We start from the raw sequence: 19,431 nt of genomic DNA, 5'->3' as shown, positions 1-19,431 counted from the left end.
AACTGCCCCGGCTCTCTGTGGGAGCCGGCCTGCCGGCGATGCAGGCCACTCGGTTTTACGCTGTACCGAGGTGATGCCATCGCTAGCAGGCTAGCTCCCACAAAGGCCTAACCAAACGAATTTCAAGGAGTAACACCATGATTCCAGTCATCCTTTCCGGTGGTAGCGGCTCACGTCTTTGGCCGCTTTCGCGCAAACAATTCCCCAAGCAATTCCTGGCCCTGACCGGCGAACACACCCTGTTCCAGCAGACCCTGGAACGCCTGGTGTTCGAAGGCATGGACACGCCAATCGTGGTCTGCAACAAAGACCACCGTTTCATCGTCAACGAGCAACTGGCGGCCCGCAAACTGGAAACCCAGCGCATCCTGATGGAACCGTTCGGTCGCAACACCGCGCCGGCCGTGGCCCTGACCGCGATGATGCTGGTCAATGAAGGTCGCGACGAGTTGATGCTGGTGCTGCCGGCGGACCACGTACTGGAAGATCAGAAAGCCCTGCAACGCGCCCTGGCCCTGGCCACTGTCGCGGCTGAAAACGGCGAGATGGTGCTGTTCGGCGTACCGGCCACCAAACCGGAAACCGGCTACGGCTACATCAAGTCGACCAACGATTCGCTGCTGCCTGAAGGTGTCAGCCGTGTCTCGCACTTCGTGGAAAAACCGGACGTCAAACGCGCCACCGAGTACGTCCAGTCTGGCGGCTATTTCTGGAACAGCGGCATGTTCCTGTTCCGCGCCAGCCGTTTCCTCGAAGAGCTGAAAAAGCACGATCCGGACATTTATGACACCTGCCTGCTGACCCTGGAACGCAGTCATCAGGATGCCGACAGCGTCACCCTGGACGAAGCTACCTTTGCCTGCTGCCCGGACAATTCCATCGACTACTCGGTGATGGAAAAAACCCAGCGCGCCTGCGTCGTACCGCTGACCGCCGGTTGGAGCGATGTCGGCTGCTGGTCGTCGCTGTGGGAAGTCAATGAAAAAGACGTCAATGGCAACGTCACCAAGGGCGACGTGGTCATCCAGGACAGCCGCAACTGCATGATCCACGGCAACGGCAAACTGGTGTCGGTGATCGGCCTGGAAAACATCGTGGTCGTCGAAACCAAGGACGCGATGATGATCGCCCACAAGGACAAGGTCCAAGGCGTGAAACAGATGGTCAACACCCTCAACGAACAGGGCCGCAGCGAAACCCAGAACCACTGCGAAGTCTATCGTCCGTGGGGCTCCTACGACTCGGTGGACATGGGCGGCCGTTTCCAGGTCAAACACATCTCGGTCAAACCAGGCGCGTGCCTGTCGCTGCAAATGCACCACCACCGTGCCGAACACTGGATCGTGGTCAGCGGCACTGCCGAGGTGACCTGTGACGAGAACGTGTTCCTGCTGACCGAGAACCAGTCGACCTACATTCCGATTGCGTCAGTGCACCGCCTGCGTAACCCGGGCAAGATTCCACTCGAAATCATCGAAGTGCAGTCGGGTAGCTATCTGGGTGAAGACGATATCGAGCGGTTTGAAGATATCTATGGTCGCTCGACGCCGATTGAGCGTGGGGTTTCGGTGAAGACTATCGCGCAGTAAGCGATCGAAACTAAAAGCCCCCGTCCGATCCTCTGCGTTCCCTATCCGCAGTGGATCGGTTGGGGGCTTTTTGTATTTACGCGCCCGTCAAAAAGCTTGCCTTAGAGGTTCTCCCAGAAGAACCGAGTGACCGTCGTGCGGATCAAGGTTAATCGTTGAGCCAGGAAATGCCGCTGCGAACAACTGCTGCACCATGGTGCTTGATGCCGCGACAATCGGGATTTCGCTTTCTGACAGAACTAGTTTTTGATGGGCCGTAACCATATGTTCCACACTTGGCACGAGTACGCTCTCAAGAGGTTTTGACAACACAGGCATAACTTGTGAGCCCAACATCTTGTATTGCACGACAGTCTGGGCTTCCGAGACATTCATCGTATTTCCCATTGCAACGCTCGACGCCCCAACCACACGTGCTAGGGGATGCCGAGCTCTCAACATCATCTTCCCTACTACACCAAAGGTCGTGGCCACAGCGTTGCGCCTTGCGGCAAGTAACTGAGGGTCTTCGACGGGACTGTTGAACGCCACTGAAAGGGGTCCCATGACTCGACTGGTAGGCGCCTCTCCAATGATCATATTCATTGCCGAGGAGAGCGCTTCTCCCGAGTGATACAGCAGAGCCCCAGAAGGCGACGCGGTATTAGTCCTGGCAGCAGCAATTACATGAGCGTGATGAGTATTCATTAACCGAGAATTGTCTTGGGCTGCGAGTTCTGCCAATGCTATGGGTATTTCACTGCGGTATGCCTGAACATTTGGATCAGAGCTATCCGCAAAATAATTGCGAATGGGCTGCATACCAGCGGCCTGCAGGGGATGCACGAGATTCTGCTCTGCCATCTCGTAGTAAATACGATCAGGCCTTGTAATCGGGATGGCTTCGTCCGCAACACGACCGTCTCTATCCAGATAGATGAGTGTATTGTTTCGCATTGCTCGGTATCGGTTAGGCCCATCAATTCCGCCGGCGGGATCAGGATTAATCCACCGCTGCAGCCAAGGCACGTAATACCTGAACCCATAATAATAAAGCCCCGTCGCATCCCGCTCTTTTCCCGAATAACGCACGGTTTTAAAACTCGCCTCCACCTCCCCTCTTCCAGCAAACCACGCGGTCGTGCCAAACGGGTGATAACGCTCCTGGCTGATCACTTCACCCGCATCGTCGAGTTCCAGGGTGCAGGAGCCCAGATGATCATTCAGGCTGTAGCGGCATTGATCATTGGCGCTGTCCTTGGGCGGCGTTGATTCCCAATGCAACACCCGCACACTGCTGCGCCCGGCCTGGACGCTGATCACTTGCAACACCTCGCCCGTGCCGCTGTGGCTGCGAAGTTCAAGATTCGGCAGGTAACGGATTTCGGAAATCAGCGTTCGGGCATTGGTTTGTAGCGAGCGGACTTTACGCACGCGCAGGCCATCGGCACCGTAGACATAACGTTCATAGTCATCGAGACCAGAGTCGCGCTCCACGGGCCGCACCTCGCGCAACTGGTTGCGCGGGTCCCAGTTCAGCGCCTGACCTGGTTGCAGGTTGAGCAGATTGCCATTGGCATCGAAGCCGTGACGGAAGTCCGCTTCATCCGGTTCCACCCCCGCAAGCACTGGCAAGCAACGGTTACTGTGCGCCGCCGCCACCAAACGATGACCGTGCTGTTGTGGGCCTTCGTGAATCAGCTCCAGCAGATTGCCGCCCTGATCGTAGCGATAACGCTGGCGGTAGTTGGCAACGGGTGAGGGATCATCGAAGGTCGAAAACGACGGCCCTTTGTTGGCTGTCCCGGCTTCCCAGCCGGTGGCTTCGATCAATTGGTAAAGCGTGTCGTAACAGTAGCGACTGACCGGCTCGACGCGCTGATTGGCGAAGTAACGAATCGGCAGGGTGGCGTCTTCGATGCTGAGCACATTGCCGACCGGGTCGTAGGCATAGTGCAGTTTTTGCAGGGCTTGATCGCTGCGTAACGCCTGCAGAAGGGTCAGGCGCCCATTCTGCGCGTCGTATTCCAGCGTGGTGATTACGCCATTGCCGGCCACTTCCCGTCCGGTCTGGCCGTGGGCGGTGTAGTGGATGGCGCTCACCAGAGTTTTCGCTGTTGGCTCGCCACTGAGTTGCAGGCGAACCGCGCGCAATTGGCCGTCGAGGGTCTGGCTGAAAAATTGGCGGTGGCCTTTGGCGTCGGTCTGCTGGATTGCCTCGCCCGGCGCGTTGAAGTGCGAGCGGGTCTTCGCGCCGTCACCAGGCTCCAACATTCGCTCACGATCCGTTATCGATTCGGGCCAGTCGGGCATCGCCAGATCACGCAGAAAATACCTTGTCTGCACCAACGCCGCGGCGTTCAAACCAAACTCCGTGAACAACTGAGTACCCGCCGGATCATCGTGACGGATCAGTTGCCCACACTGATTGTGGTTAGCGAATGATTGGTCACTTTCGCCGTAACTTAACCGTTCCACGCAAATCGCTTCGCCGTCCTCTGACGTCTCGAACAGCGCGGAGAGTCGCAGCTGCTCGTCGTACTGCATCCACCGCTGAGAACCCCGGCCATCCCAGTTCTGTATCGGTTGAGTCGCCGCGCCAAACAACCCGATTCGCCACCCGGCATCGACACTGCTCGTACACAACACGGTACCGGACAAGCCGTAAATCGTAGACAGATTGGCTAGCGCCAATATGTCCAGAAAAAGTCGCGGATCCCATTGCGCAGTCCTTCGCCCTGCCGAGTCATGGACCGTGCGATTAACCAGAGGCGCCGCGCTGTCGCTTTCACGCAAGTAACCCACAACGCGCACCGCCAGCCCCCGAGGTTCGATCGCCGTCAGGGTCGGTGTATGGCGGTGGGCAGACGCTGATTTGGGCAAGGAAAGTCCATCCTTGAATAGTGTGCCTATCAAACTCTGCCGACCAAACACTTGGCTACTGTCACAAATTACAGGCTCGATAGACGGTCTTCATCCCCTGCGACGGTGCATCGCCCATCGCCAATCCCACCCGCGCTTAGGTAGGATGACTGTCTCCACCCCTGAGGTTTTGCGTCATGTTCATCGGCGTCCTGCTGGTCATCACCTGGCTGATCCTGTTGCTGCGCTATCCCGCCAAGGCCTTGCCCGTTTCCATGGCCGCCGCCGTGGGGTTGGGCGTGGTTGCCACGTGGGTGATCTGGATGGACCACCGCGAACTCAAGCAATTGCAGCGGCTGGAGTTGCGCATCAGCTACGCGCCGCAACACTGCCCCGCCGACCGCCCATTGAAGTTGACCATGAACAACGGCAATGACGTGCCGCTGACCGAGTTGCGCTGGCGTGTCGCGGCTTATGCGCCGGGCGACACGGTCAATCTCGCCGACAATCAATACACCGCCCCGCGCTATCGTGGCCCCGGTGAACTGCAGGCCGGCGGCAACTGGGAAGACTGTTTGCCGCTGCCGCCGCTGCGTCCCGGCTACCGACCGGAAACCCTGGAGTTTCGTGCCGAGCGTTTGCAGGGTAGTTTCTCCGACTGATCACTCCCCCACTTTTTGCACAAGGAACGCGCCATGCCCGTTGCGTTGATTACCGGATGTTCCAGCGGCATCGGCCGCGCGCTTGCCGATGTCTTCAAATCGGCGGGATATACCGTGTGGGCCAGTGCTCGCAAGGCTGAAGACGTGGAGGCGCTGACTGCCGCGGGATTCACCGCCGTGCAACTGGACGTCAACGATGGCCAGGCACTCGAACAACTGAGCGAAAGGATCAACCAGCAACATGGCGGTCTCGATGTGCTGATCAACAACGCCGGTTATGGCGCCATGGGGCCATTGCTCGATGGTGGCGTGCAGGCGATGCAACGTCAGTTTGAAACCAATGTGTTTGCCATCGTTGGCGTGACCCGCGCGTTGTTTCCCGTGTTGCGTCGGGCCAAAGGGATCGTTGTGAACATCGGCAGCGTTTCGGGGGTTCTGGTCACCCCGTTCGCCGGCGCTTACTGTGCATCAAAAGCAGCGGTGCATGCCTTGAGCGATGCTTTGCGCATGGAGCTGGCGCCTTTTGGCGTTCGGGTCATGGAGGTTCAGCCCGGCGCCATCGCTTCGAGCTTTGCCAAGAATGCCGGCCATGAAGCCGAGCAGTTGATCAGCGAGCAATCGCCGTGGTTCCCGCTGCGTGAAGGCATTCGTGCACGGGCCAAGGCTTCTCAGGACAACCCGACACCGGCCAGCGAATTTGCTGCCGGTTTGCTCAAGGCTGTGCAGCAGAGCAAGCCGCCTCGGCTGGTGCGACTCGGCAATGGCAGCCGGGCATTGCCGCTGATGGCAAGTCTGTTGCCCAAGGGCTTGCTGGAGTCGGGGTTGATGAAGCGCTTCGGGTTGCGTGGGCAGCTCTGACTCCGCGTCGCCTGCATCGCTGGCAAGCCAGCTCCTACAGCGATCAGCGCCGCGGAACCTGTAGGAGCTGGCTTGCCAGCGATGACGTCTGCCCTGCTAGCGATAATCCCGAACCTGTCTGAAACCTACAGTGACCACACTCCCATGACCGACTACACCCAATACTTCGACGAAGTCATCCAGGCCCACGTCGCTATCGAACAATGGCTGTCAGAAGAGCGCGACACGTGCGAACTCGACCTACTGCTGGCACGATTTTCACCGCAATTTTCCATGGTTTCGCCATTGGGCCGGGTGCTGGATTTTGCTGCGCTGAACGAGTTGTTCCAGATGGCGGGCGGCAAGAAGCTCGGCTTTCGCATCGAGCTTAGCGACTTGTGTGGCATCGCCTTGCACGACTCAGGCGCGACCGTCAGTTATCGCGAGCAACAGACCGATGCCACCGGACTGCATTCTGATCGCCGCTCGACCGTGGTGTTCGAGAAACAGGCGGATGGCAAGTTGCTCTGGCGGCATTTGCACGAAACGTTTTGCCAGGGCTGACGCATCGCTAGTTATTGTGGCGAGGGAGCTTGCTCCCTCGCCACAAGGTCGTTTCTGTCTCGCAGTTATTCGCCGGCCGCGGGATTCACCACCACCGTACACGTAATCCCCGCCGCCAACAGCACGCCCTCCGGCACTTCATCAATGTGTATCCGCACCGGCACCCGCTGCGCCAGACGCACCCAGTTGAAGGTCGGGTTTACATCGGCGATCAGCTCACGGCTTTCCGGGTTGTCGCGGTCGTAGATGCCGCGCGAAATACTTTCCACATGGCCCTTGAGCACTTCCCCGCTCATCAGCTGCATGTCGGCCTTATCGCCCACACGCACGTGGGGCAGTTTGGTTTCTTCGAAGAAGCCGTAGACCCAGAACGAGTTCATGTCGACCACGGCCATTTTCGCTTCGCCGATGCGCGCGTAGTCACCGCGGTGGACATTGAGGTTGGTGACGAAACCGTCCACGGCGGCACGGACTTCAGTGCGTTTGAGGTTGAGTTCGGCGGCTTCCAGTTGCGCCTGGGCCTGTTGGTAATCGGCCAGGGCCGAGTCGGCGAGGTTGCTCGCGTCGTCGCGGTTTTCCCGGGAGATCACCAGGTTGTCCATGTCGGCACGGCGATGGGCATTGACCTTGCGCATCTCCCACGTTGCCTTGCGCGAGGCCACCAGCGACTGTGCCTGTTTGACGGCGAGACGGTAGTGTTCGGGGTCGATGCGCATTAGCAGGTCGCCCTTTTTCACCAATTGATTGTCACGCACCGGCACGTCCACCACTTCACCGGTGACGTCGGCAGCGACGTTGATGATGTCGGCGCGCACCCGGCCGTCGCGGGTCCAGGGAGTCTCCATGTAATGCACCCAGAGTGTGCGACCGATCCATATCGCCAGGGCCAAAACCAACAGGGTCGCGAGCAGGCTGAACAGCTTTTTCATCGGGACGTTCTCAACGGTAAACAGTCAGCGCCAATGCGCCGAACAGACAGGTAAACAGACTCAGGCGCAGCAACGCCGGGTGCCAGAAGAAGCGGTACAGGTCGAACCCGGACAGGAACCGGTCGAGCGCCCAGGCCAACGCCGCCGCGATCAAAAACATCAGGGTCATGGTCGGCATGTACACGCCGTGGAAGGCGATTTCACGAGGCATGTTCAAGTCCTTGGGGCTTGGTGTAGGCATTCGCATTTCATGTAGCCGGCGAGCGGTGATTGCGGGTCCAGCAGCGAAGTGCGGATGAAGTGCAGGTAGCTCTTCACCCGGCGCAACGCGGACGTGTCGAAGTGCGGGGCAAAGGGTTCGTCAGTGGCTTGCACGCGGCTGATCGCATGGTCGACGGCGATCAAGGCGCGCTCCAGATTGCTCTGCCCCGGTTGCAGGAACAGCCGCACCAGTGCACGCCCCATCACACGGATGGACTGGCGCCACGGCTGGGATTCGGCATACGCCGGATGCACCGGGAGGATCGCCTGTTCCTTGCGCAATTCGATGATCGCGTGCCCGACTTCCAGCACCACGAACATCCAGCGCAACAGATCCCGCTGCACCTGCGGCTGCCCCGCTGCGAAGCCGTAGGCCTGATGCACCAGGTCACGGGTTCGGCTTTCGAAGCTCGACGCCAGCCCCTTGAGCTTGCCGCTGATCGCGTACACCACCTGGCCGCGCAGATCCTGCTCCAGACGACGCCACAACCAGCGACTGTTCGGCGGCAAAATAATCGCCCCCGCCGCCGCGCACACCAACATGCCGAGCACCATGGCGATGTAGTCGTTGATGAAGGTGTACGGGTTGTAGACCGTGAGGTTGTCCGGCACCGATCCGGTGCTGAAGAAGATCAGCAAGCCCAACCCGACCCCGGCGTATTGCGGTCGCGAAGTCAGGAACGAGCCCAGCACGATGACCGGCACCAGCATCACGCACAACAACGGAAAACCATCGATCCACGGGAAGATGAAAAACATCTCGACGAAGCCGATCAACGCCCCGAGGAAGGTGCCGCAGGCCATCTGGAACGCCATGCGTTTCGGGTTGGGTGTCGCGGCGGACAGGCCAACCGTGGCCGCAGCGATCAAGGTCATGGTCGCCCCGCTCGGCCACGCCGTAGCCACCCAATAACTGCCCAGCACCACCAGAATGAACGCCGCGCGAATCCCCGAAGCCGCCGACGCCAGCCAGTTGGTTTGTGGAGTGAATGGCTCGTCCCAGCGCTCGCGTTCGTGACTGTGATCGGCGAGGGACGCGTGGGTCTGTGCATAACTGTGCAGGTCGTCGACGAAGCGATACAGCAGTTCGTACGCGGTGTGGAAATCCAGTTGCTCGGCGTCGCTCGGATCGCTTTCCTGGAAGATCGCCCGCAGGCTGCGCACCCGCGCCGGCAAGCCTTCCTTGTAAGCCGTCAGCGCCGTGACCAGACGCGCTGCGTCGGCGCTGGTCAGGGCACGACCGCTGAAACCGTCGAGCAATTCGGCAAGGTCTTGCAACCCCGGTTTGATCGCCGCCACCGCAGGGTCGGTACCGCCATCGCGAAGGCGCTCCAGCAACTGATGCAAGGCGTTGAAGCGTGTGGTGATGCCCATGAATTCGCTGTTCAGGCGGCTGAGACGACCATTGCGCCGGCGCATGTGCGGGTCTTCGAATACGGTCACGCTGCGCAGCCCTTCCAGGCCCACCGCCTCGGCAATGAAGCGCACGTTGCTGGCTTCGAACGCCTCTCGCCGGCTGCGTCCGCGCAAGCCATCGGTGACGAACAGTGCGAACACACCGAAGCGTTGATACAACGCGTTGCGCATGGCGGCGCTGGCGGTTTGCGGGAGGATCGCGGCACTGACCAGGGTCGAGCAGAGAATCCCCAGGGAAATTTCCAGCACCCGCCAGACCGCGGCCATGAACGCGCCGTCCGGATGCGCCAGCGCCGGCAAGCCGACCATCGCCGCCGTGTAACCGGCCAGCACGAATCCGTACGCACGGAAGTTGCGGCAACGCGCCGCGCCCGCCGAGCATATGCCAACCCAGATCGCCAACGAGCCGAGGAACAGTTCGGTGTTCTGCGCGAACAAGGCAATCAGCGCCACCATCACTGTTGACCCGGTCAGTGTGCCGAGGAAGCGGTAGAAACTCTTGGCGAACACCTGGCCGCTTTGCGGCTGCATGACGATAAACACGGTGATCATCGCCGTGCGTGGTTGCGGCAATTCCAGGCGCATGGCCAGCCACAGCGTCAGGAACGCCGCGATCAATACCTTGAAAATGTAGACCCAGGTCACGCCGTCGCTGCGTGCCCAGTCGAAGAAACCCCGGCGCCATTCCAGGGAATACAGCCAGCGCAAGGGGGCGGGCAAAGGAGTCATGGATTGCTGCTCTGTGAAACCTGTGGGAGCCAGCCTGCTGGCGATAGCGGAGTATCAGTCGACATCAATGTTGAATGTGCTGCCCTCATCGCCAGCAGGCTGGCTCCCACAGGTATTGTGTTCAACGCAAAAGGCTCGGGGTTTTCGGTGCAGCGGTCTGGCTGTCTTTCGGCACATCATTGCCGGCCCCTAGCCCGCCGCCCAACGCCGTCACCAGCTCGGCATGCGCACTCAACCGCGCCGCCTGCACCTGCTGCTGCACCTGCTGCTGTTTGAACAAAAGCGTCTGAGCGTTAAGCACATTGAGGTAATCGGTCAGCCCGCGCTGATAGGCAATCATCGCGATGTCGTAGGTCCTCTGCGCAGTCGCCACTGACTCGGCGGCGAAGGTTTGCTGCTTGTCCATGGACTCGCGGCGGATCAACTGGTCGGAGATATTTTTCAGCGCGTTGACCAGCGTCTGGTTGTACTTGGCCACTGCTATGTCATAACCGGCCGAGGCTTCACCCAGCTCCGAACGCAACCGCCCACCGTCGAAGATCGGCAAGGAAATCGCCGGGCCGACGCTGTAGTTAAGTTTCTTGCCGGTCAAGAACTCCAGCGCTCCACCGCCGGTGGCCATGTAGCCGAGGCTGCCGACCAGATCGACGTTGGGATAGAAACCGGCGTGGGCCACATCGATGCCCCGCGCTTGCGCCGCCACTTGCCAGCGACTGGCGACCACATCCGGGCGTTGACCGAGCAATTGCGCTGGCAGCGTCGACGGCAGTTTCAGCGCAGCCCCCAACGACAGTGTCGGCCGCTGCAACTGCGTGCCCTCGCCCGGGCCTTTGCCTGCGAGCGCGGCCAGTTGATTGCGGCTCAGAGCGATTTCTTCGTCCAGCGCATCGATCTGGCGGTGGGTTTCCGGCAGCGGTGTTTGGGCCTGGCTGACTTCGAAATGCGTGCCAATGCCGCCGTCCAGGCGCTTCTGTGCCAGCTCGAGGATTTGCTGTTGCTGCTGCAGGGTCGCTTCGACGATGTCCCGATTCGCGTAATGCAGCGACAGCTCGATGTAGACGCGCACCATATTGTTCTGCAATTCGAGCTGGGCCTGGCGTGCCTCGGCGACAGTCATATGGGCCATGTCCACGGCACGCTCAGTGGCATTGCTTTCACGCCCCCACAAGTCGAGGGCGTAGCTGAAACCCAGCGCCGCGTTGTTGTCCCACGTGGTGCTGTTGGCCAGATCGCCGGGCCCGTAGAACTGATCGGTGGGCCAGTTGTGGCGCTTGAGCGTAGACTCGCCGTTGATCTGCAACGACTCGGCTGCCTCTGCAACGCCAGCCATGGATTTGGCCTGACGGACCCGCGCCGCCGCCATGGCCATGGTCGGGCTGCCTTGCACGGCGAGGTCGATCCAGCGATTCAGTTGCGGGTCGCCATAAGCCTGCCACCATTGCGCGGTGGGCCAGTGAGCATCCTGGGCGGCGCTCTGGATGGCTTCGTCAGTGGCCAATGAATTGGCCTCCAGCGCCTTGCCTTGTGGGGCAATGCCTCCGGTACCGATGCAGCCGCTGATTGCCAGGGTTAAAGCCAAAACACTGAGCGACTGAAGCGCTCTGTTGATGCGACGCGGCACTGCTGCGATTTCCTGAGATGGGCGGTTTTGCGGGATGCGCAATTCTATGGGGCGACCTGAATGGCGATAAGCTGGGATTCTTGTGAATCTTTGTTACCGTTAACGCGATAATCCCTTGGTCGGGGTCTCTGCCCCTGAAACTTCGTGTCACAATTTGCCATCGAACCCGAGAGCACCCCATGGACACACTGCAAAACATGCGCGCCTTCAGTTACGTGGCCGAAGCCGGCAGCTTCACCGCCGCCGCCGTGCAACTGGACACCACCACCGCCAACGTCTCGCGCGCGGTCTCCAACCTGGAAGCCCACCTGCAAACCCGTCTCCTCAACCGAACGACCCGACGCATCGCCCTGACCGAAGCCGGCAAGCGCTACTTGCTGCGCTGCGAGCAAATCCTGGCGTACGTCGAAGAAGCCGAAGCCGAGGCCAGCGACGCCCACGCGCGCCCGGCCGGACAACTGAAAGTCCACACCATGACCGGCATCGGTCAGCATTTCGTGATCGATGCCATTGCCCGCTATCGCAAAACCCACCCGGACGTCACCTTCGACCTGACCATGGCCAACCGCGTGCCAGACCTGCTGGACGAGGGCTATGACGTATCCATCGTGCTCGCCAGCGAACTGCCGGACTCGGGCTTCGTCTCCCAGCGCTTGGGCATCACCTACAGCATCGTTTGCGCCTCGCCGGCCTACGTCAAAGCCAACGGCTGCGCACAAAAACCCAGCGACTTGCTCAACCACGCTTGCCTGCGCCTGGTGAGCCCGGTCATCCCCTTGGAAAAATGGGCCTTCGACGGCCCTGATGGCCAGGAAATGGTCACCATCAACAGCTCGCCCTTCCTGGTGAATTCCGCCGACGCGATGAAAACCGCAATCACCAGCGGCATGGGCGTTGGTGTATTGCCGGTGTATGCCGCGATTGAAGGATTGCGCAACGGCACGCTGGTGCGAGTGATGCCCAAATATCGTTCGCAGGAACTGAACCTGTACGCGATCTACCCATCGAGGCAATACCTCGATGCGAAGATCAAGACCTGGGTCGAGTACCTGCGCGGATCGTTGCCGGAGATTCTCGCGGCGCATCAGGCGGAACTGGCGGCGTATGAATTGAGCGGAAGCCTGGCGGGGGCGCGGGTGGCCAATTGAGCTTTCCGATTACTCGTTGCTGACCCAAGCCCCGTAGGAGCCGGCTTGCTGGCGATCAAGACGATGCGGTGTATCTGATGCCGCCATCGCTGGCAAGCCAGCTCCTACACGGACACGCAGACACCCATCAGCATCATCACCCCACTCCGTAGGAGCCGGCTTGCTGGCGATCCAGGCGATGCGGTGTATCAAGTGATGCCGCCATCGCTGGCAAGCCAGCTCCTACACGGACACGCAGACACCCATCAGCATCATCACCCCACCCCGTAGGAGCCGGCTTGCTGGCGATCAAGGCGATGCGGTGTATCAGTGATGCCGCCATCGCTGGCAAGCCAGCTCCTACAGAAAAGCGTCGGTGTAACGACGGACCTTCCCCAAACTGACAGCGCCGTCAGTTAGCAGTCACCTTCCTGACCGCCAAACAGGTTTATAAAGGAACATACCAACCTTTCGACCACCCAGCCCTGGCGCCCCACTCGCATGCGAATCCAGCAAAAACCCGCCCTGCTCGTCGCCCTTCTGATTGTCCTGGCAGCGCTGGGCCTGTGGTACGCCAGCAAACCCGCCAAAACCAAACTCTCCGCCAGCACCGCCATCCCCGTACGCGTGGTCAGCGTCACCGAAAAAGACGTGCCGCGCTTCATCAGCGGCATCGGCTCGGTGTTGTCCTTGCACAGTGTGGTGGTCCGCCCGCAAATCGACGGCATCCTCACCAAAATCCTGGTCAAAGAAGGTCAACTGGTGACCAAGGGCGACCTGCTGGCCACCATCGATGACCGCTCGATCCGCGCCAGCCTCGACCAGGCCCGCGCGCAACTGGGTGAGAGCCAGGCGCAACTGCAAGTGGCACTGGTCAACCTCAAGCGCTACAAACTGCTGAGCGTCGACGACGGCGTCTCGAAGCAGACTTACGATCAGCAACAAGCGCTGGTCAACCAGCTCAAGGCCACCGCCCAGGGCAATCAGGCTTCGATTGATGCCGCTCAGGTACAACTTTCCTACACACAGATTCGTTCCCCGGTCACCGGCCGGGTCGGCATTCGCACGGTGGATGAAGGCAACTTCCTGCGCATGACCGACGCCCAAGGCCTGTTCACCGTCACCCAGATCGACCCGATCGCGGTGGAGTTCTCCCTGCCGCAGCAGCTGCTGCCCACCCTGCAAGGCCTGATCACCGATCCGCAGCACGCTCAGGTCAAGGCCTACATCGGCGCCGACACCGATGGCGAAACCGGCAATCTGCTGGGTGAAGGTCATCTGACCCTGATCGACAACCAGATCAACGCCAACACCGGGACCATCCGCGCCAAGGCTGAATTCAAAAACCCCGGGCAAAAGCTCTGGCCGGGCCTGCTGGTGACGGTAAAAATTCAGACAGCGCTGGATAAAGATGCGCTTGTGGTCCCGCCCAGCGTCGTACAGCGTGGCCTCGACCAGCACTTCGTCTACCGGGTAAACGGCGACAAAGTCGAAACCGTACCGGTGCAAATGGTCTATCAAAGCAGCGGCCAGGACACGATCAAAGGCGTCAAGCCCGGCGATATTCTGGTCAGCGACGGCCAGTCGCGGCTCAAGCCCGGTTCCACGGTTAAAGTGCTGACCGAACCACCGCAAGTGGTGCAATCGGAGGCCGCGCAATGAAGGGCCACGGTTCGGTATCCGCATGGTGTATCGACCATCCGGTGGCGACGGTTTTGCTGACGTTTGCGCTGGTGCTGCTGGGGGCGATTGCCTTCCCCCGCCTGCCGATCGCACCGCTGCCGGAAGCCGAATTCCCGACCATTCAGGTCGCCGCCCAATTGCCCGGTGCCAGTCCGGAAACCATGGCGTCATCGGTGGCCACCCCCCTTGAAGTTCAATTCAGCGCCATCCCCGGCGTGACCCAGATGACGTCGAGCAGCGCCCTCGGCTCGACTAACCTGACTCTGCAATTCACCCTCGACAAGAGCATCGACACCGCCGCCCAGGAAGTGCAGGCCGCGATCAACACCGCCGCTGGCAAACTGCCGAAGGACATGCCGAACCTGCCGACGTGGCGCAAGGTCAACCCGGCCGATAGCCCGGTGCTGATTCTCAGCGTCAACTCATCGCTGATGCCTGGCCCGGAACTCAGCGACCTGGTGGAAACCCTGCTATCCCGCCAGCTCAGCCAAGTCAACGGTGTAGGACAGGTCGCCATCACCGGTCAGCAACGTCCGGCGATCCGCGTCCAGGTTTCGGCAGACAAACTCGCGGCCATCGGCTTGACCCTGGCGGACATTCGCCTGGCGATCCAGCAAACCAGTCTCAACCTGGCCAAAGGGGCGCTGTACGGCGAGTCGAGCATTTCGACGCTGTCCACCAACGATCAACTGTTCCACCCCGAGGACTACAGCCAGTTGATCGTTTCCTACAAGGACGGTGCACCGGTTCATCTGCGCGATGTCGCCAAAGTCGTCAACGGTTCGGAAGATGCCTACGTCCAGGCCTGGGCAGGATCGCAACCGGGGGTGAACCTGGTGATCTTCCGCCAACCGGGGGCTAACATCGTCGAAACCGTGGACCGCATTCAAGCCGCCTTGCCGGACCTGGAGGCGATGCTGCCGGCCTCGGTGGAGGTCAAGGTTTTGATTGACCGGACCCAGACCATCCGCGCCTCGCTGCACGAAGTGGAAATCACCCTGCTGATCGCGATCATGCTGGTGGTGGCGGTGATGGCGCTGTTCCTGCGCCAGTTGTCGGCGACCCTGATTGTCTCGGCGGTGCTGGGGGTTTCGTTGATCGCCAGTTTTGCCCTGATGTACGTGATGGGATTCAGCCTGAACAACCTGACGCTGGTGGCGATCGTGGTGGCCGTGGGGTTTGTGGTCGATGACGCGATTGTGGTGGTGGAAAACATCCACCGGCACCTGGAGGCCGGCGACGGCATGCGCGAGGCGGCGATCAAGGGCGCCGGGGAAATCGGCTTCACCGTGGTGTCGATCAGTTTCTCGCTGGTGGCGGCGTTCATTCCGCTGCTGTTCATGGGCGGCGTGGTCGGGCGATTGTTCAAGGAGTTCGCCCTGACCGCCACCTCCACCATCCTGATTTCGGTGGTGGTATCCCTGACCCTCGCGCCGACCCTGGCGGCGCTGTTCATGCGCGCCCCGGTGCATGGTGCCCACGGCAAGAAAGGTTTTGGCGAGCGCCTGCTGGCCCTCTATGAAAAAGGTCTGCGCCGCGCCCTCGCCCATCAAAAAATGATGATCGGTATTTTCGGTCTGTCAGTAGCGCTGGCAGTCGGCGGTTACATCTTCATTCCGAAAGGCTTCTTCCCGGTGCAGGACACCGGTTTCGTCCTCGGCACCACGGAAGCCGCTGCCGATATTTCCTACGGCGACATGGTGAAAAAACACCTGGCGATGGCCGAAATCGTCAGCGCCGACCCTGCGGTCGAAACCTTTTCTCACTCGGTCGGCGTCTCCGGCAGCAACCAGACCATCGCCAACGGCCGGTTCTGGATCACCCTGAAAAAACGCGGTGACCGTGATGTGTCGGCCAGCGAATTCATCGACCGGATTCGCCCGCAACTGATGAAAGTGCCGGGCATCGTGTTGTACCTGCGTGCCGGCCAGGACATCAACCTCAGCTCCGGCCCGAGCCGCGCTCAGTACCAATACGTGCTCAAGAGCAACGACGGCGCGGTCCTGAGTACCTGGACCCAGCGTCTCACGGAGAAACTGCGCAGCAACCCGGCCTTCCGCGACGTTTCCAACGACCTGCAACTGGGCGGCAGCATCACCCACATCAGCATCGACCGTAGCGCGGCGGCACGTTTCGGTTTGACCGCAAGCGATGTCGACGAAGCGCTGTACGACGCTTTTGGCCAGCGGCAGATCAACGAATTCCAGACCCAGATCAACCAGTACAACGTGATCCTGGAGCTGGACACCAAGCAACGGGGCAAGGCTGAAAGCCTCAACTATTTCTACCTGCGCTCGCCCCTGAGCGGCGAGATGGTGCCGCTGTCGGCGCTGGCCAGATTCGATGCGCCAACCATCGGCCCGCTGTCCATCGCCCATGACGGCATGTTCCCGGCCGCCAACCTGTCGTTCAACCTGGCGCCCGGTGTGGCTTTGGGTGACGCGGTGATCATGCTCAACCAGGCCAAGGCCGAGATCGGCATGCCGGTGGCAATCAGCGGCAATTTCCAGGGCGCGGCCCAGGCGTTCCAGAGTTCGTTGGCCAGTCAGCCGTGGCTGATCCTCGCGGCGCTGGTGGCGGTGTACATCATTCTCGGCGTGCTCTACGAGAGCTTCGTGCATCCGCTAACGATTATTTCGACGCTGCCTGCGGCTGGGCTTGGCGCGGTGATCATGCTGTGGATCTGCGGCCAGGACTTTTCGATCATGGCGCTGATCGGCCTGGTGCTGCTGATCGGCATCGTCAAGAAAAACGGCATCCTGATGATCGACTTCGCCCTCGAAGCTCAGCGCAAAGGAGGAATGTCACCGGAAGAGGCGATTTTCCAGGCCTGCCTCACGCGGTTCCGGCCGATCATCATGACCACCCTCGCCGCCCTGCTCGGCGCCTTGCCGCTGATGCTCGGCTACGGCACCGGCGCCGAGCTGCGCCAACCGCTGGGGATCGCGGTCGTCGGCGGCTTGCTGGTGAGCCAGGCGCTGACGCTGTTCACCACTCCGGTCATATACTTGTGGCTTGAGCGGCTATTCCATCGGCCCAAACCATCGCCCGTAGCGGCGCTGGCGACCACAGACTGAGGCGGGTCATGCGCGTTCTGATTATCGAAGACGAGGAAAAAACCGCGGATTATCTGCACCGCGGCCTGACGGAACAGGGTTACACCGTGGACCTGGCCCGCGACGGCGTGGAAGGCCTGCACATGGCGCTGGAAAGCGACTACGCGGTGATCGTCCTCGATGTCATGCTGCCGGGCCTCGACGGCTTCGGCGTGCTGCGTGCCCTGCGTGCGCGCAAGCAAACTCCGGTCATCATGCTCACGGCCCGCGAACGGGTAGAAGACCGTATCCGGGGCCTGCGCGACGGCGCCGACGATTACCTCGGCAAACCGTTTTCCTTCCTCGAACTGGTGGCGCGCCTGCAAGCGCTGACCCGGCGCAGCGGCGGCCATGAACCGGTGCAAGTGAGCATCGCCGACCTGTGGATAGATTTGATCAGCCGCAAAGCCACGCGCGCCGGCACGCGCCTGGACCTGACCGCCAAGGAGTTCTCGCTGCTCAGTGTGCTGGCCCGTCGGCAGGGCGAAATCCTCTCTAAAACGGCGATTGCCGAAATGGTCTGGGACATCAATTTCGACAGCGACGCCAACGTCGTCGAAGTCGCGATAAAACGCCTGCGGGCCAAACTCGACGGGCCGTTCGACGAGAAACTGCTGCACACCATCCGTGGCATGGGTTATGTGCTGGAGAGCCGTGGTGTCCAGTAACAGCATAGCCCTGCGCCTCAGTGGAATGTTCACGCTGGTGGCGCTGCTGGTGTTCCTGTTGATCGGTTGGGCGCTTTATCAACAGGTCGACAAAGGCCTGGGCCTGTTGCCCGAAGCAGAGCTGGACGCTCGCTACAGCGTGCTCGAATCCACGGTTGGCCGCTATGGCACCCCCGAGCATTGGGTGAAGATCAACAACAAACTCAAGCTGCTCGGCGAAGAAGACAAGCGCATCAGTTTCTGGATCATCAGCGGCGATCCGCACTACGAATACGGCAACCTGACACCGCAGGTCCGCGCCTTCGCCGAAGGGCCGCTGGGCATGCGTGACTTGCAGTTGCCGGATCAGCCCTACCCGATGAAAGTGCTGGTCAGCCAGTTCCCGGCCAAGGATCAACGACCGTCGCTGCGCTTCATGATCGGCATCGACACCGAGACGTTTTTCCAGACCCAGCATCAGTTGCTGATTGCCTTGGTCAGCCTGGCGATTGTCGGCGTACTGCTGGCCTCGGCGCTGGGTTACTGGGTGGCGCGGATCGGCCTCAAGCCACTGATCAAACTCTCTCAGGAAGCCCAACGTCTGGCCCCACCCTTGCGTTCCGGACGCTTGCGCATGTCGTCGCTGCCGCCGGAATTGAATCAGTTCGTCAACTCGTTCAACTCCACGCTGGAGCGGGTCGAACAGGCTTACTCGCGACTGGAATCGTTCAACGCCGACGTGGCCCATGAACTGCGCTCACCGCTGACCAACCTGATCGGCCAGACCCAGGTCGCGCTGACCCGTGGGCGTTCGGCCGAGCATTATTTCGAGGTGCTGCAATCGAACCTCGAAGAGCTTGAACGCCTGCGTTCGATCATCAATGACATGCTGTTCCTCGCCAGTGCCGATCAGGGCAGCAAGGCGACCAAACTGACCTCCACTTCGCTGGCAGACGAAGTGGCGACGACCCTGGAATACCTGGATTTCATCCTCGAAGATGCTCAAGTTCAGGTGCAGGTCAGCGGCGATGCGCAGGTGCGAATCGAGATCGCACACCTGCGCCGGGCATTGATCAATCTGCTAAGCAACGCGGTGCAACACACCGAGCCGGGGAACGTGATTCAGGTGCGGATCGACGTCGAAGAGCATCAGGTCAGCATCGGCGTGGCCAACCCGGGTTCGCCGATTGCCAGCGAACATCTGTCGCGTTTGTTCGAGCGCTTCTACCGCGTCGATGCCTCGCGCAGCAACAGCGGCAACAACCACGGGTTGGGGCTGGCAATCGTCAAGGCGATTGCGCTGATGCATGGTGGGGACGTGTTTGTGCGCAGTGATCGGGGGATGAATACTTTCGGGATTCACCTCCCCGTATAACCCACACACCACAAAAGCCCCCCAGCGCCTTACTGTTGCTTTTTGCGCAACAGTC

The 19,431-nt window shown here is 60.6% G+C and carries 13 protein-coding genes and 1 pseudogene; 9 read left to right on the top strand and 5 right to left on the bottom strand.

From position 1 onward, the window contains the following. The first annotated feature begins 137 nt into the window (after window positions 1-137). On the top strand, window positions 138-1,589 hold the full coding sequence (locus ABVN21_RS00355; protein ID WP_339554772.1) for a mannose-1-phosphate guanylyltransferase/mannose-6-phosphate isomerase: 1,452 nt from the start codon (window positions 138-140) through the stop codon (window positions 1,587-1,589). 87 nt (window positions 1,590-1,676) lie between these two features. On the opposite strand, the gene ABVN21_RS00350 is transcribed toward ABVN21_RS00355, so the two are convergent. Continuing rightward, entirely contained in the window at window positions 1,677-4,115 is a 2,439-nt protein-coding gene (locus ABVN21_RS00350; protein ID WP_339554771.1) for an RHS repeat-associated core domain-containing protein, read from the bottom strand. 512 nt (window positions 4,116-4,627) lie between these two features. Between ABVN21_RS00350 and ABVN21_RS00345 the strand changes: the two genes are divergently transcribed. The 3 genes from ABVN21_RS00345 to ABVN21_RS00335 all read left to right on the top strand — a co-directional run bounded on the left by ABVN21_RS00345 (window position 4,628) and on the right by ABVN21_RS00335 (window position 6,493). Next, a complete protein-coding gene (locus ABVN21_RS00345) occupies window positions 4,628-5,092 on the top strand; it encodes a multidrug transporter (protein ID WP_339554770.1) in 465 nt (154 codons plus the stop codon). 33 nt (window positions 5,093-5,125) lie between these two features. Then, window positions 5,126-5,950 (top strand): SDR family oxidoreductase, encoded by an 825-nt coding sequence (locus ABVN21_RS00340; protein WP_339554769.1) that lies wholly within the window; start codon window positions 5,126-5,128, stop codon window positions 5,948-5,950. 144 nt (window positions 5,951-6,094) lie between these two features. After that, on the top strand, window positions 6,095-6,493 hold the full coding sequence (locus tag ABVN21_RS00335) for a DUF4440 domain-containing protein (RefSeq protein WP_339554768.1): 399 nt from the start codon (window positions 6,095-6,097) through the stop codon (window positions 6,491-6,493). A gap of 65 nt (window positions 6,494-6,558) precedes the next feature. On the opposite strand, the gene ABVN21_RS00330 is transcribed toward ABVN21_RS00335, so the two are convergent. From ABVN21_RS00330 to ABVN21_RS00315, 4 genes and pseudogenes are all read right to left on the bottom strand, one after another. After that, complete coding sequence (locus ABVN21_RS00330) at window positions 6,559-7,422, bottom strand: HlyD family secretion protein (RefSeq protein ID WP_339554767.1); 864 nt, start codon at window positions 7,420-7,422, stop codon at window positions 6,559-6,561. A gap of 10 nt (window positions 7,423-7,432) precedes the next feature. Then, complete coding sequence (locus tag ABVN21_RS00325) at window positions 7,433-7,633, bottom strand: DUF1656 domain-containing protein (protein WP_047532914.1); 201 nt, start codon at window positions 7,631-7,633, stop codon at window positions 7,433-7,435. Further along, a pseudogene (locus ABVN21_RS00320) lies at window positions 7,623-9,828 on the bottom strand (FUSC family protein). Before ABVN21_RS00320 ends, ABVN21_RS00325 begins: the two are co-directional and overlap by 11 nt. A gap of 121 nt (window positions 9,829-9,949) precedes the next feature. Continuing rightward, window positions 9,950-11,449 carry an efflux transporter outer membrane subunit gene (locus ABVN21_RS00315; RefSeq protein ID WP_339554766.1) on the bottom strand — a complete coding sequence of 500 codons (1,500 nt, stop codon included), beginning with the start codon at window positions 11,447-11,449 and terminating at the stop codon, window positions 9,950-9,952. 179 nt (window positions 11,450-11,628) lie between these two features. Here ABVN21_RS00315 and ABVN21_RS00310 point away from each other — a divergent pair, with 179 nt between their 5' ends. From ABVN21_RS00310 to ABVN21_RS00290, 5 genes are all read left to right on the top strand, one after another. After that, window positions 11,629-12,597 (top strand): LysR family transcriptional regulator, encoded by a 969-nt coding sequence (locus tag ABVN21_RS00310; protein WP_339554765.1) that lies wholly within the window; start codon window positions 11,629-11,631, stop codon window positions 12,595-12,597. 480 nt (window positions 12,598-13,077) lie between these two features. Then, window positions 13,078-14,238: an efflux RND transporter periplasmic adaptor subunit gene (locus ABVN21_RS00305; RefSeq protein ID WP_339554764.1), complete on the top strand. Its 1,161-nt coding sequence runs from the start codon at window positions 13,078-13,080 to the stop codon at window positions 14,236-14,238. After that, complete coding sequence (locus ABVN21_RS00300; RefSeq protein ID WP_339554763.1) at window positions 14,235-17,336, top strand: multidrug efflux RND transporter permease subunit; 3,102 nt, start codon at window positions 14,235-14,237, stop codon at window positions 17,334-17,336. Before ABVN21_RS00305 ends, ABVN21_RS00300 begins: the two co-directional genes overlap by 4 nt. A gap of 8 nt (window positions 17,337-17,344) precedes the next feature. Continuing rightward, on the top strand, window positions 17,345-18,022 hold the full coding sequence (locus tag ABVN21_RS00295) for a heavy metal response regulator transcription factor (RefSeq protein WP_034149512.1): 678 nt from the start codon (window positions 17,345-17,347) through the stop codon (window positions 18,020-18,022). Beyond that, window positions 18,012-19,376, top strand: coding sequence for a heavy metal sensor histidine kinase (locus tag ABVN21_RS00290; protein WP_339554762.1), 1,365 nt, complete (start codon window positions 18,012-18,014; stop codon window positions 19,374-19,376). Before ABVN21_RS00295 ends, ABVN21_RS00290 begins: the two co-directional genes overlap by 11 nt. Window positions 19,377-19,431 lie beyond the last annotated feature (55 nt).

It is taken from the genome of Pseudomonas sp. MYb327 (genome assembly GCF_040438925.1).
GTDB lineage: Bacteria > Pseudomonadota > Gammaproteobacteria > Pseudomonadales > Pseudomonadaceae > Aquipseudomonas.
This window is presented reverse-complemented; position numbering and strand designations above follow the sequence as displayed.